A 12,639-nucleotide genomic window follows, 5' to 3' on the forward strand; every position below is an offset into this window, starting at 1 on the left:
AGGTTGCGACCGCCCCGTGGCGGCGGCAAGGCCCCGGGTCAGCCTTGGCGCAGCGGCCAGTGCCAATGCGGCGGCGGGTGGCCGGCGACCGGCATCGGCGTGTGCATGATGCGGTCCGCCAGCAGGCAGCCCAGCCAGGCCTCCCGCCGCCCCGGCCCGGCGAAGGCGAGGGAGGAGACATTGGCGAGCGGGCTGCCGCCGGCCTCCGCCATGTCATGCGGCACCAGCGTGCCGGCGGCGCTGCCACGCGCGATGCGCGCGATGTGGTCCGGCACGCCGGCATCGAGGTGGCGGGTGACGCGGCGGGTCGCGGGGTCCACCCGCAGCAGGCGGTTGGCGACGATGGCGGTGACCCAGACCTGCCCTTCCTCGTCGAAGGCGAGGCCGTCCGGGTACTCGCCCGGCCCGAACTCCGCCACCACCTGCTTCGGGCCGAGCGTGCCGTCCGCGCCCAGCGGGAAGCGAGAGAGACGCTGCGTGTAGGTCTCGTTCACATACAGGAAACGGCCATCGGGGGAGGGCATGCATTCATTGGTGTAGCCCAGCCCATCCGCCACGATGCGGCTGCCGCGTTCGTCCTGCAGCACGATGAAGCCGGTGCAGGCCCGCGGGGTCCAGTCCAGGTGGCGCGGCGACAGGCGGGTGGAGACGGTGGCCCAGAGCCTCCCGGCCGTGTCGCGCACCGCATAGTTGGTCGGCGGCAGCGCCACGCCATCGACCTCGCGCAGCAGGGGCATTACCTGGCCATCGCGGGCCAGGCGGAACACGCCGCCCTCCGCGCTGCCGAGATGCGACAGGATGAAGGCGCCATTGGGCTCGAAGGCGATGCCGTTCGGCTTCAGGCCGTCCGGCAGCTCCGCCGTCTCGCCCCGGATGAGGCGATGCGATCCATCCGCCGCCAGCGCCGCGACGCCGCCCCGAAAATCCGCGCTGAACACCGCGCCGTCCGGCGCCACCAGCACGCATTCCGGGCGCACCAGGCCGCTCGCGTGGAAGGAGACATCCTGCATCTGCATCAGCGGAACCATGCGACGGGGGCCATGACGAAGGCGGGGAAGTAGGTGACGATGACCAGCACCAGGCAGCACAGCGCGAACATCGGGCCAAGCTCCTTGGTGATGCCCCACATGCGCGCATCGGCGATCTTCGCCGAGACGAACAGCGTGCCGCCGACCGGCGGCGTGAACAGCCCGATCGCCAGGTTGCACACCATGATGAGCCCGAGATGCACCGGGTCGATCCCGAGGTCGCGGGCCACCGGCAGCAGTAGCGGCGCCGTCAGGATCAGCGCCGGCACCGGCTCCAGGAAGATGCCGAGCAGCAGCAGCGCGATGTTCACCACCAGCAGGAATTCCCACTTGCCGAGGTCCCAGGCGCGCAGGATCGCGACCAGGTCCATCGGCACACCCTCCATCGTCATCACCCAGGCAAAGGCGGTGGTGGCGCCGATGACGAGCATGACGGTGGCGGAGGTGATGAAGCTGTCGCGCAGGATGCGCGGCACGTCGGCCAGGGCGAGTTCGTTGTAGACGAAGCGGCCGACCAGCAGTGCGTAGAACACCGCGACGGCGGCGGCCTCCGTCGGCGTGAAGACGCCGCCGAAGATGCCGCCCAGGATCACCACCGGGAACAGCAGCGCCGGAATGCAGCCCTTGAAGGAGGCGATGAGGTCTTCCGCGGAGGTGCGCTGCCCGCCCGGATCCCAGCCGCGCGCGCGGCCGACATGCATGCACCACAGGATCAGCGCGCCGCCGAACAGCAGGCCCGGCACGAAGCCGGCCAGGAACAGCTCCTTCACCGAGACATTGCCCATGAAGGCGAAGATCACCATCGGGATGGAGGGCGGGATGATGATGCCGATGGTGCCCGCCACCGCGACCAGTGCCGCGGCGAACTCCTTCGTGTAGCCGCGCTGCTTCATGCCCGGGATCATCACCGAGCCGATCGCCGCGCTGTCCGCGACCGCGGAGCCCGAGACGCCCGAGAACAGCATGGAGGAGGACACCGTCACCACGCCCAGCCCGCCACGCAGGAAACCCAGCGCCTTGGAGGCGAAGTCGATCATCCGCCGGCCAACGCCGCCGGCCACCATGATCTCGCCGGCGACGATGAACATCGGCACGGCGAGCAGGTGGAACGGCTCGACGCCGCCGATGAAGGACAGCAGCATGCCCTCCATCACGTAGAAATTGTCCGACATCTGCATGTAGGCGAAGGTCGCGATCAGCATCGCCCAGACCAGCGGCACGCCGAACATGGCGATCGCCATGAACAGCGCGAAAATCGTCAGGAACAGCGACATCAGGCGACCCTTTCCCGCACCGGGCCGCACAGCACGCGCTGCCCGATGAACAGCAGGCCGAGCACCGATCCCACCGGCATCGCGGCATAGGCCAGGCCCATCGGGATGTAGGTGACCGACAGCGTCTGCTGCATCATCTGCGCCGACAGGCTCCAGCCATAGACCAGCAGCGTCACCAGCACGCCGGCCGCCGCGGCATCGGCGATCCAGCCGAGGATGCGGCGCAGCCTCGGCCCGGCGGCATCGACCATCTCCGTGATCGAGAGATGCGCGCCGAGTTGCAGCGCCCGCGCGCCGCCGAGGAAGGTGAGCCACAGGAAGACGAACTCGCCGATCTCGTTCACCCAGGCGAGCGACAGGTTGAAGACGTAGCGGGCGATGACGTTGACCAGCACCACCAGGCACAGCCCGCCGCCGCCGATGGCGAGGAACAGGTCCAGCGCGCGCCCGAGCAGGGCACAGCCGCGGTCGAGCGCGCGCATCCCTCAGGCCCGCGCGCGCAGGGCGGCGGCTTCGGCCATGAAGGCGTCCACCTGTTCCTGCCCGTATTCCTGCCGGGCCCGCGCGATGGCGCCCTGCGAGGCATCGCGCCACGGGCCGAGCTCCGGGCGTGCGATGGTGGCGCCCTTTTCCGTCATCTGCCGCAGCAGCGCCTCGTCATTCGCCGCGACCTGCTGGCGGTTGTGCTGGCCGCTCTCGCGCCCGGCCTGCATCAGCGCCTCGCGCGCCTTTTCCGGCAGCGACTGCCAGACGCGTTCCGATGCGCAGAGCCAAAGCGGGGAGTAGATGTGGTTGGACAGGGTGATGTGCTTCGCGACCTCGTGGAAGCGCTGGCTGAAGATGGTGTCGATGGGGTTTTCCTGGCCATCCACCGTGCCCTGCTGGATCGCGAGGTAGACTTCCGTCACCGGCAGCACCACCGGATTCCAGCCCTGGCTTTCCATGATCCAGCGGATCATGTCGACCGGCGCGATGCGCAGCTTGCGGCCGCGCACCGCAGCCGGGGAGGGCAGGGCGAAGGTGGTGGAGAAGCAGCGGAAGCCGGCCTCCCAATCGCCCACCACCCGCATCCCGCGGCCGATCAGCGCCTGCTTCTGGGATGCGATGAAGCGGCTTTCGTCATACAGCCGCCAGCCCTGCTGGTAGTTCTCCGCCAGGTAGGGCAGCGCGATCAGGTTCAGCGGGCGGGTATGCGTGGCGTAGGTGACGACGCCGGTGATGGCGAGGTCGATGGAGCCCACCGCCACCTGTTCCAGGCTGCGTGCGTCGTTGGCGAGCTGTCCCGAATGGAACACCTGCACGCGGTACTGCCCCTCCGTCAGTTCCTGCACGCGACGCCCGAACAGCAGGGCCGCTTCCTGGCGCGCGCCGATGTCGGTATCCGTGTGGTTCAGGCGCAGCGTGCGGACACGTCCCTGCGCCGTGGCGATGGCGGGCGCCGCGAGCAGCCCCGCGGTGCCGAGCAGCGCGACGCGGCGCGTGGTCCTGATCTGATCCATTCTTGCTTCCTCCCCTTCTGTTGCGTGGCAGGCTAGACAGGCACGAGGCGACCCTCCGCGGCGGAGCGGTAGATGGCCTCCTCGATCTCCATGTTGCGCAGCCAGGCGCGGCCGGTGTTCGGCACCGGCGCCTGCTGCGTCACATGCCCCAGTGCGGCGCGGGATTGGCGGAACACGCAGTCTCCGCCATAGCCGCGGCGTTCCCAGGTGTAGGCGTGCTCGGCCTCCGTGCCGCCATGCGGGCGCAGGAACAGGCGGCCATGGCCATCGAGCCTGAGCTGCCCGCCAGTGCCCTCGACCATCAGCACGCCATTGGTCATGCGCGGATCATCGCTCGGGTGGTCGATTTGGCGGTTGCCGTCGACGATGCCGCTGCGGCGGGCGTCCGCGAAGCTGAACAGCACTGTCGCCGCGTCCTCGCCGACGATGGCCGGGTTCAGCGTGCGCAGCCGCGCGAAGACGCCGGCGACCTCGCCGAACAGCAGGCGGAACACGTCGATCAGGTGGATGATGGTCTCATGCACCAGGAAGCGCGGCATGGTGCGGAAGTAGGGCTGGCGCGAGAGGTAGGCGTCCGGTCCCTGTCCGTCGCCGGAGCGCAGCCGGAAGGACAGGTCCAGCGGTTCGCCGATGGCACCCGCCCGCACCAGCCGCGCGGCTTCCTCGAACCACGGCATGAACCGGAAATTCTCATGCACGATCAGCGGAATGTTGGCCTGCTCCGCCTGCTGCACGATCGCCACGGCGGTAGCGTAGTCCGGCGCCAGCGGCTTCTGGCAGATCGCCGGGATGCCGCGTTCAGCGCACAGCGCGACCAGCGCCGCATGGGTTTCGGGCGGCGTCACGATATCGACCAACCCGGGCCGCACCGCATCCAGCATCTGCGCCGCATCGGTGAAGTCGCGGGCCGGTGGAAAGCGCGCCGCCGCTTCCTCTGCCTTGGTGCCATCCCGGTCGCAAATCGCGGCAAGCTCCACCGGCAGCCGCGACCACGCATCGTGGTGGAACTGCGCGAAGTAGCCCGCCCCGATCACGGCGACCTTCATGCCGGAATCTGCGCCGCCACGGCCCTCGCCACCTCCACGGTGCCGACGCCGCCGAATTCCGCGGTGCGCAGACCGTTGGCGAAGGCGGCATCCACCGCCGCCTCCAACTCCGTCGCCGCATCGGACCACGCCTGGCCGGCACCGCGCGTGCCCAACCAGTCGAGCATCAGCGCGGCCGACAGCAACATGGCGGTGGGGTTCGCCACGCCCTGGCCGGCGATGTCCGGCCCGGTGCCGTGGCTCGGCTGGAACACGGCGTGCGTGTCGCCGATATCGGCCGAGGGCGCGTAGCCCATGCCGCCGACCAGCCCGGCGCCGAGGTCGGAGATGATGTCGCCGAACATGTTCTCCATCGGCAGCACGTCGAAATCCCAGGGCCGCCGCACCAGGTCGAGCGCCATCGCATCGATGTAGTGGTGGCCGGAGGGCACGCCGGGGAACTCGGTCGCCACTTCCTCGAAGATCCGGCGCATGAAGGCCATGCTGAGAAAGACGTTCGCCTTGTCCACCAGCGTCACCTTCTGCGGCCGCCGCAGCCGCTCCGCGCGGCGCTGCGCCAGGCGGAAGGAAAAGCGCGCCAGGCGCTCGGTTGTCGCGCGGGTGATGACCATGGTGTCGCGCGCCTCGCGATCCTCAATCATCTCGCCGCGGCCGCGCGCCCAGAACAGGCCCTCCGTGCTTTCGCGCAGGATCACCAGGTCGATCTTCTCTGCGCGCGGGTCACGCAGGGCCAGCGGTACGCCGGGAATGGCGCGGATCGGCCGCACGCCGGCATAGAGGCCTAGCCGGAAGCGCAGATCGAGCTGCGGCGCGATCTCGGTGCCGTCCGGGTAGCGGATGCCGGGCCAGCCCATGGCGCCGAGCAGGATGGCGTCCGCCGCCTCCGCCTGCCGGAACACCTCCTCCGACATCGCGGTGCCGGTGTCCTTGTAGACGAAGGCGCCGGCGGCGAGCGTTTCCGTCCGCAGGCCGAGGCCGTGGCGGCGCACCAGTTTTTCCAGCACGGCGGTGGTGGCGTCCGTCACTTCCACGCCGATGCCATCCCCCGGCATCACGGCGATGCGGACGGCGTTCGAGTTCATAGCCATGCAAGGCCGCTCCGTTCGATCAGGGCAATCAGTTCCGCACCGCCACGGCGGCGGTGCTGGCGGTACAATTCGCGGGCGCCATCGGCATCCCCGGCGCGGATCGCGACCAGCGTCGCGCGGTGTTCCGCGGTGGACCGGGCGGGCAGGGGGCGCATGTTCAGCGTGAACATCCGCGCGCGGTGGGACTGGTCCCACACCTGCATGACCATGGCCGACAGCCGCCGGTTGCCGCAGCTTTCGGCCAGGCCGAGGTGGAACGCCTCGTCCGCCCGCGCCCAGCCGGTGCGGTCCCCGGCGGCGATCGCCGCCTCCATCGCATCGCAGGCCTCCGCCAGCGGGCGCAGGGCGAGGTCGGACAGGCGGCGGCGGGCGAGCAGTTCGGCCGCCGTCGGCTCCAGGCTTTCCAGCACGTCGTAGATGTCGCGCATGTCGCCAGTCGAGATCGGCTGCACGCGCATGCCGTGGCGCGGCGTCACCGTTACCAGCCCATCCTGCTGCAGGCGCAGCATCGCCTCCCGCACCGGGGTGCGGGACAGGCCGAGCTGGACAGCCAACTCCGCCTCCAGCCGCTGCTCGCCCGGCGGCAGCAAATTGTCGAGTATCATCGCCTTCAGCCGCAGATAGGCGGTCTCGGCGGCGGTCACCTGGCGCGGGGGAGAGGCTTTGAGGGCGTTCACCCATGCATTAACGCATACGCTATTGCGTGCGGCAATAGGCATCCTGGCGCCGTAACCGCAGGCATGGCCCCGGCGAAACTCCCGCAACAGCCACAGGACTACCCATGACCAGCCAGACGGGGCATCCGCCCGCCCGACGGCCCGAACTGCGCGACGGTGTCCTGCACACCGACCTCTGCATCATCGGCGCCGGCTCCGCCGGCCTGTCGGTCGCCGCCGGCGCCGTGCAGATGGGCGCCTCCGTCGTGCTGGTCGAGAAGCACTTGATGGGCGGCGATTGCCTGAACACCGGCTGCGTGCCGTCCAAGGCGCTGCTGGCCGCCGCCCACGCCGCTTCGGTGGTGCGCGAGGGCAGCCGCTTCGGCGTCAGCGGCCATGAGCCCGCCATCGACTTCGCGGCCGTCCACGCGCATGTGCATGGCGTGATCGCCGCCATCGCGCCGCATGATTCGGTGGAGCGGTTCGAGGGCCTCGGCGTCACCGTGCTGCGCAGCGCCGCGCATTTTACCGGGCGGGACGAGCTTGAGGCCGGCGGCCAGCGCATCCGCGCGCGCCGCTTCGTCCTCGCCACCGGCTCCTCCGCCGCCGTGCCGCCGGTACCGGGCCTGGCCGAGGTGCCGTTCCTGACCAACGAGACGATCTTCGGCCTGACCGACCGGCCGGACCACCTGGTGGTGCTGGGCGGCGGCCCGATCGGCGTGGAGATGGCGCAGGCCTTCCGCCGCCTCGGTGCCGCCGTCACCCTGGTGGAGCGCGAGCACATCCTGCCCAAGGACGAGCCGGAGGCGGTCGCCATCCTGCGCGCGGCCCTGCTGCGGGAAGGTGTGGCGCTGGAGGAGAAGGCCGCCGTCACCCGCATCGACCGCGCCGGCAACGGCGTGGAACTGACGCTGGAGGGCCGCCCGCCGATCCAGGGCAGCCATTTGCTGGTCGCCGCCGGCCGCAAGCCGAACACCAGCGGGCTGGGGCTGGAGGCAGCCGGCATCGAGGCGACGCCGCGCGGCATCACCGTGGATGCCGGGCTGCGCACCAGCAATCGCCGCGTCTTTGCCATCGGCGATGTCGCGGGCGGCCCGCAATTCACCCATGTCGCCGGCTACCACGCCGGCCTGGTGATCCGCGCCGCGCTGTTCGGCCTGCCGGTGAAGACGGATTACGCCGCGCTGCCCTGGGTCACCTATGCCGACCCGGAACTCGCCCATGTCGGCCTGACCGAGGCCGAGGCGCGGCAGGCCGGGCACAGCGTCTCCATGCTGACGCAGCCGCTGTCCGGCAATGACCGCGCCCAGGCGGAGGCGGCGACGGAGGGCTTGATCAAGGTCGTGCTGGGCCGCCGCGGGCGCATCCTGGGCGCCACCATCGTGGCCCCGCGTGCGGGCGAGATGATCGGGCTATGGGGCCTGGCGATCCAGAAGAAGCTCGGCATCGGCGCCATCGCCGCCTCGCTCGCGCCCTATCCGACCATGTCGGAAATCTCCAAGCGCGCCGCCGGCGGCTACTACACGCCGAGCCTGTTCGGGCCGCGCACGCGCCGGCTGGTCGGCCTGATCCAGAGGGTGCTGCCATGACCCTGTCCCGAATCCTGGGCGACCGGCGCCTGTGGATCCTGCTGGCCGTGATCGGCGTGATCCTGGCGATCCGCGCGACCGGCCTGTCCGGGCACCTGTCGCTCGACACACTGGCCGCGCACCGGGAGACGCTGGTCGCGCTGGTGGCACGGCATGCGCTGCTGGCCGGGCTGGCCTATGTGGCCGTCTATACGGCGGCGGTGGCGTTCTCCCTGCCCGGTGCCGTGTTCCTGACGCTGGCCGGCGGCTTCCTGTTCGGCGCCGCCCTCGGCACCGCGCTGACCGTCATCGGCGCCACGCTCGGCGCCACGCTGGTCTTCCTGTTCGCACGCGCGATCTTCGGCGCCGACGCGCTGGACCGGCTGGGCGCCACCGCCCAGAAGCTGGCGGAGGGCATAAGGCGCAACGCGGCCTCCTACCTTCTCGTGCTGCGGTTGGTCCCGCTGTTTCCGTTCTGGCTGGTCAACCTGGTGCCGGCCTTCGTCGGCGTGCGGCTGCCGGTCTATGTGCTGACCACGCTGTTCGGCATCCTGCCCGGCACCGCCGTGTTCAGCCTGGCCGGCGCCGGCCTCGGCGACGTGCTGGCGGTGGGTGGGGCGTTCGAGGTGCGGTCGGTGCTGACGCCGCAGATCCTCGGTGCCCTGCTGGGCCTGGCGGCGCTGTCACTGGCCGCCATTCCCCTCAAGGCGAGGTTCGCCCGCGCATGATCACCCGCCGCTTCCTCCTCGCCACCCCCGTGCTTGTCCTTGCCCCCGCCGCCGAGGCCGCGGAGCCGGCCCTGGATGCGCTGCTCGCCCGCCATGTCGTGCCGCATCGGGATGGCGTGAACCGGGTGCGCTACGCCACCTGGAAAGCCGCGCCGGCCGACCTTGCGGCGCTCGAAGCCTGGATCGCCCAGGCCGCCGCGCGCCGGCCCTCCACCCTGCCGCGGGACGAATCCTTCGCATTCTGGGCCAACCTGTACAACGCGCTGACCCTGAAGGTGGTGCTGGAGGCCTATCCGGTGCGGTCGATCCGCGACATCCGCTCCACCGGCGTGCCCTTCGACCCGAAGGGCTGGTTCGGCCCGTGGCGCACCCGGCTGGTGACGGTGGAGGGCCGCCGCCTGTCGCTGGACGACATCGAGCATGAGGTGATGCGCCCGACCTTCCGCGACCCGCTGGTGCACTACGCCGTGAACTGTGCCTCCATCGGCTGCCCGAACCTGCCGCCGCGCGCCTGGCGGGCGGCGACGCTGGCCGCCGACCTCGCCGCCGCCGCCGACGCCTATGTGAACCACCCGCGCGGCGCCACGGTGCTGCCGGATGGGTCGCTGCGCGTCGCCTCCATCTACACCTGGTTCCGCGAGGATTTCGGCGGCACCGAGGCCGGGGTGGTGGCGCATCTGCGCCGGCATGCCGCGCCGGCGCTCGCCGCCCGGCTTCGGCCCGACGCACGGATTGCCGAGGATGCCTATGACTGGGGGTTGAACGACGCGGTCGCCTCCACCGGCTGAACCACGCGTCCGGGGGCTTGCCAGCGCCCCCGCCGCCTTACATGACAAGTCCATGTCACAAGCATTCGACCTGCTGGTCATCGGCGGCGGCATCAACGGCGCCGGCATCGCGCGGGACGCGGCGGGCCGCGGGCTGACCACCTGCCTGGTGGAGCGCGGCGACCTCGCCGGCGGCACCTCCTCCAACTCCTCCAAGCTGGTGCATGGCGGGCTGCGCTACCTGGAGCATTACGAGTTCCGCCTGGTGCGGGAGGCGCTGGCCGAGCGCGAGGTGCTGCTGCGCATCGCGCCCCACATCGTCTGGCCGATGCGCTTCGTACTGCCGCACCGGGCGGAGATGCGGCCACGCTGGCTGATCCGCGCCGGGCTGTTCCTGTACGACAACCTGGCGCGCCGGGTCAGCCTGCCGGGGGCGGAGAGCCTGGATTTCCGCCGGCACCCCTTCGGCGCGCCGCTGTCGCCGGCCATTGCCAACGGCTTCGCCTATTCGGATTGCTGGGTCGAGGATTCGCGCCTGGTGGTGCTGAACGCCAGGGACGCGCAGCGCCGCGGCGCCGAGATCCGCACCCGCACCGCCTTCATCGGCGCGGATCGCCGGCCGGATGGCTGGGATGTGCGCCTGCGGACCGACTCCGGCGCCGAGACCACCCTGCGTTGCCGTGCATTGGTCAACGCCGCCGGCCCCTGGGTGCTGGCGGCGCAGGATTCCGCGCAGGCCAGGCGGGCCGGAAGCGTACGGCTGATCCGCGGCAGCCACATCGTGCTGCTGGCGCTGTATGAGGGCGACCAGGCCTACATCCTGCAGAACGACGACCGCCGCGTGGTCTTCGTCATCCCCTACCAGGGCCGCTTCTCCCTGGTCGGCACCACCGACGTGCCGCATGAGGGTGATGCCGCGACCGCCCACTGCACGCCGGAAGAAGCGGCCTATCTCTGCGAAGCCGTGTCCCGCCAGTTCCGCAGGCCGGTGACGCCGGACCAGGTGGTGTGGTCCTATTCCGGCGTCCGGCCGCTGTACGATGATGGCTCGGACGATCCCTCCGCCATCACCCGCGACTACGTGCTGAAGCTGGACGAGGCGGCGGCGCCGCTGCTCAGCATCTATGGCGGCAAGATAACCACCTATCGCCGCCTGGCGGAGGAGGCGGTGGAGCGGATCGGCCGCGCGCTGGGGCGGGAGGCGCCGCCCTGGACCGGCAACGCGCCGCTGCCCGGCGGCGAGTTCGGCGGCCGCGACCTGCCGGGCTACGAGGCCGAGTTCGCCGCCCGCTTCCCCTGGCTGCCCGCGCCGCTGCGCGCCCGGCTGCTGCGGGCCTACGGGTCGGAGACGGCAGCGCTGCTCGGCGACGCCGCCTCGCTCGCGGACCTTGGCCGCGACTACGGCGCCGGGCTGACGCAGCGCGAACTCGACTGGCTGGTGCGGGAGGAATGGGCGCGCACCGCGGACGACGTGCTGTGGCGCCGGTCCCGCCTCGGCCTGCACATGACGCCGGCGCAGCGGGAGGCCGTGGCCGTGGCGATGGGCGAGGAACCCGGCCGCACGCCGGCGGGGCCGGGCGCCGTGGCTCAGTACCTTTTGTAGGACAGGAACTTCCCGGACATGGTGATCTTCACGCGGTCGCCCTTCTGGTCCGGCTGGCGTTCCAGAGTCATGTCGTAGTCGATGGCGGACATGATGCCGTCGCCGAATTCCTCCTGGATCATCTCCTTCCATGAGGTGCCGTAGACCAGCACCAGCTCGTAGAAGCGGTAGATCAGCGGGTCGGTCGGCGGCATCACCTGCGCGCCACGGTAGGGAATTTCGCACAGCGTCGCCGCTTCCTCCCCGTCCAGGCCCAGGATATCCGCGAGGCCTTCGGCATGGTGCGGCTCCGCGCTCATCTGGCCCATGCAGAGCGCGCAGGTCCAGGTCGGCGACATGCCGATGCGGTTGGCGAGGTCGCCCCACTTCAGGCCCTTCGCCTTCTTGATCTTCAGGATCTTCTTGCCGAGATCGGTCTTGGCGTCGTTCACGAGGCACTCTCCAAGTTTGCTGGGGCCCAGACTGGAACCGCGCGCGCGGACCATCCGGCAGGCGGCGTGCTCGCGCGGAATTCGCGGGAGCGGGTGATGAGGAAATCCAGCACGTGGTCGCGCAGCGCGTGGTAGCCGGGCATGTGGTGCAGGCTGGCGCGGGTGCGTGGCCGGGGCAGGGGGTTGCGCACGACTTCCGCGATGCGGGCACCGGGGCCGTTCGACATCAGCAGGATCCGGTCGGCGAGCAGGATCGCCTCGTCCACGTCATGCGTGATCATGAAGCCGGTCTGGCCGGACTCCGTGACCAGCCGCGCCACCTCCTCCTGCAACGCGCCGCGGGTCAGCGCATCCAGCGCGCTGAACGGCTCGTCCATCAGCAGGATCTTGGGCCGTATCGCCAAAGCGCGGGCGATGCCGACGCGCTGCTTCATGCCGCCCGAGAGCTGCGCCGGCTTGCGGTCCGCAGCATTATCCAGGCCGACGCGGGCCAGCGCGACGCGCGCCTCGGCATCGCATTGCGCGCGGGACCAGCCCGGGTTGCGACAGGACAGCGCGAAGGCGACGTTGCCGGCCGCCGTCAGCCAGGGCAGCAGCGCATGCGACTGGAAGATCACCGCGCGGTCCAGCGAGGGGCCGGACACTTCCTTCCCATCGACGATCAGCGCCCCATCATCAGGCGCGTCGAGGCCCGCCAGGATGTTCAGGATGGTGGTCTTGCCGCAGCCGGAATGCCCGACCAGGCAGACGAACTCGCCCTGGCCCACGGTGAACCACACATCCTCGAAGACGGCGGTGCCGCCGAAGCGACGCGCGATGCCCTCGACCGAGACGTCGGGGCGCGCGGTCATGGCTGAGCCCCTGTGGCGCGACCTGCGCCTGCCGAAGGCAGGCGAGCGCCCGAACGGGCGCCGCCGCTCCTGCGGCGCAGCCAAGCCCACGGATGCGGGC

At 70.7% G+C, this 12,639-nt stretch carries 13 protein-coding genes; 4 read left to right on the forward strand and 9 right to left on the reverse strand.

What is annotated here, in order from left to right; genetic code table 11:
- Nucleotides 1-38: 38 nt before the first annotated feature.
- Genes ACFHPP_RS02255 through ACFHPP_RS02285 form a run of 7 tightly spaced genes read right to left on the reverse strand, consistent with a single transcriptional unit; the run spans nucleotide 39 to nucleotide 6,612 of the window.
- Entirely contained in the window at nucleotides 39-1,016 is a 978-nt protein-coding gene (locus tag ACFHPP_RS02255) for an SMP-30/gluconolactonase/LRE family protein (protein ID WP_437161627.1), read from the reverse strand.
- A complete protein-coding gene (locus tag ACFHPP_RS02260; protein WP_437161628.1) occupies nucleotides 1,016-2,302 on the reverse strand; it encodes a TRAP transporter large permease in 1,287 nt (428 codons plus the stop codon). The genes ACFHPP_RS02255 and ACFHPP_RS02260 overlap by 1 nt, the downstream gene beginning before the upstream one ends.
- On the reverse strand, nucleotides 2,302-2,784 hold the full coding sequence (locus ACFHPP_RS02265) for a TRAP transporter small permease (RefSeq protein WP_437161629.1): 483 nt from the start codon (nucleotides 2,782-2,784) through the stop codon (nucleotides 2,302-2,304). Before ACFHPP_RS02265 ends, ACFHPP_RS02260 begins: the two co-directional genes overlap by 1 nt.
- 3 nt (nucleotides 2,785-2,787) lie before the next feature.
- Complete coding sequence (locus ACFHPP_RS02270) at nucleotides 2,788-3,801, reverse strand: TRAP transporter substrate-binding protein (RefSeq protein ID WP_437161630.1); 1,014 nt, start codon at nucleotides 3,799-3,801, stop codon at nucleotides 2,788-2,790.
- Between the two features lie 32 nt (nucleotides 3,802-3,833).
- Nucleotides 3,834-4,847 carry a Gfo/Idh/MocA family protein gene (locus ACFHPP_RS02275; RefSeq protein WP_437161631.1) on the reverse strand — a complete coding sequence of 338 codons (1,014 nt, stop codon included), beginning with the start codon at nucleotides 4,845-4,847 and terminating at the stop codon, nucleotides 3,834-3,836.
- Nucleotides 4,844-5,935: an isocitrate/isopropylmalate dehydrogenase family protein gene (locus ACFHPP_RS02280; protein WP_437161632.1), complete on the reverse strand. Its 1,092-nt coding sequence runs from the start codon at nucleotides 5,933-5,935 to the stop codon at nucleotides 4,844-4,846. The genes ACFHPP_RS02275 and ACFHPP_RS02280 overlap by 4 nt, the downstream gene beginning before the upstream one ends.
- Nucleotides 5,926-6,612, reverse strand: a complete 687-nt coding sequence (locus ACFHPP_RS02285; protein ID WP_437161633.1) for a GntR family transcriptional regulator — start codon at nucleotides 6,610-6,612, stop codon at nucleotides 5,926-5,928. The genes ACFHPP_RS02280 and ACFHPP_RS02285 overlap by 10 nt, the downstream gene beginning before the upstream one ends.
- A gap of 104 nt (nucleotides 6,613-6,716) precedes the next feature.
- Between ACFHPP_RS02285 and ACFHPP_RS02290 the strand changes: the two genes are divergently transcribed.
- From ACFHPP_RS02290 to glpD, 4 genes are read left to right on the forward strand one after another with little or no spacing between them, the layout of a single operon-like run.
- Nucleotides 6,717-8,180 carry a dihydrolipoyl dehydrogenase family protein gene (locus tag ACFHPP_RS02290; RefSeq protein WP_437161634.1) on the forward strand — a complete coding sequence of 488 codons (1,464 nt, stop codon included), beginning with the start codon at nucleotides 6,717-6,719 and terminating at the stop codon, nucleotides 8,178-8,180.
- Nucleotides 8,177-8,887, forward strand: a complete 711-nt coding sequence (locus tag ACFHPP_RS02295) for a TVP38/TMEM64 family protein (protein ID WP_437161635.1) — start codon at nucleotides 8,177-8,179, stop codon at nucleotides 8,885-8,887. The genes ACFHPP_RS02290 and ACFHPP_RS02295 overlap by 4 nt, the downstream gene beginning before the upstream one ends.
- The gene (locus tag ACFHPP_RS02300; RefSeq protein ID WP_437161636.1) at nucleotides 8,884-9,675 is read left to right on the forward strand and encodes a DUF547 domain-containing protein; all 792 of its coding nucleotides are present in this window, start codon (nucleotides 8,884-8,886) and stop codon (nucleotides 9,673-9,675) included. The genes ACFHPP_RS02295 and ACFHPP_RS02300 overlap by 4 nt, the downstream gene beginning before the upstream one ends.
- Before the next feature lie 52 nt (nucleotides 9,676-9,727).
- Nucleotides 9,728-11,257 (forward strand): glycerol-3-phosphate dehydrogenase, encoded by a 1,530-nt coding sequence (glpD, locus tag ACFHPP_RS02305; protein ID WP_437161637.1) that lies wholly within the window; start codon nucleotides 9,728-9,730, stop codon nucleotides 11,255-11,257.
- Here the strand turns inward: glpD and cynS are convergent.
- Both cynS and ACFHPP_RS02315 read right to left on the reverse strand, forming a co-directional pair.
- On the reverse strand, nucleotides 11,242-11,688 hold the full coding sequence (gene cynS / locus ACFHPP_RS02310; RefSeq protein ID WP_437161638.1) for a cyanase: 447 nt from the start codon (nucleotides 11,686-11,688) through the stop codon (nucleotides 11,242-11,244). The two genes, glpD and cynS, sit on opposite strands and share 16 nt — an antisense overlap.
- Nucleotides 11,685-12,539 (reverse strand): ABC transporter ATP-binding protein, encoded by an 855-nt coding sequence (locus tag ACFHPP_RS02315; RefSeq protein WP_437161639.1) that lies wholly within the window; start codon nucleotides 12,537-12,539, stop codon nucleotides 11,685-11,687. Before ACFHPP_RS02315 ends, cynS begins: the two co-directional genes overlap by 4 nt.
- Nucleotides 12,540-12,639 lie beyond the last annotated feature (100 nt).

The organism is Falsiroseomonas sp. E2-1-a20 (assembly GCF_051433195.1).
Lineage (GTDB): Bacteria > Pseudomonadota > Alphaproteobacteria > Acetobacterales > Acetobacteraceae > Falsiroseomonas.